Source organism: Mesorhizobium sp. WSM4871 (genome assembly GCF_055811295.1).
In genome coordinates this window covers 1-582 of the sequence record NZ_JBVVPU010000060.1, presented here as the reverse complement: position 1 = coordinate 582, position 582 = coordinate 1, and the positions used below count along the sequence as shown (strand labels likewise).

Genomic DNA, 582 nt, shown 5'->3' with positions numbered 1-582 from the left:
TAGACCGAAAAGTCCGAGCGACTTGTCGCTGCCTTTACAGCCGGATCCGCCCACAGATTGAGCCCGCCATCGCCGAGACGTCGCAGATATCCGGTGCGTCGCATTTCATCCACTCGCGCCCAGCGCGCCGTCCCGTGATGTTCGAGTTTGGGCCGCAATACGATCTGCTGAAACAGCAAGACGACCGCCGACGTGGCGAGCACGATAGCTACGGACGTGTAGGACGTCAGGATTTTTGTATCGTTCCCCGCCAATCGTCGAAGATGCGTGTGCCTCTTTGTTCCGGGTCTGCATAGCGAGTTGCGCGAAGAGTTTGAACTTCCCCCCGGCTGGGCGAAGAGGGACAGGAGTTGCGAAACCCAGATAGAACGGCGTCTCGAACCAAAAGGCACGGATGTCAAACGTCATCAAAGCCTCGCCGCTACCCCCATGGCGGAACGTTGCGTACAGACTTGCCGCGCAGAAGCCCAAGGCGAGTGAGCACGCGATGCTAATAGCTATGTTGGGGGGCGTCGTTTTTGTTGAAGACATTGTTCCATTGCCGGATTAGCCGTAGCTAATGCTGCGCTTGCTTCAGACACC

General features: G+C 57.6%; 1 pseudogene. It reads right to left on the bottom strand.

The annotated features are described in order from the left end of the window. Positions 1–221, bottom strand: a pseudogene (locus AC0L2H_RS32500) (hypothetical protein); the annotation flags it as partial. Between the last annotated feature and the right edge of the window lie 361 nt (positions 222–582).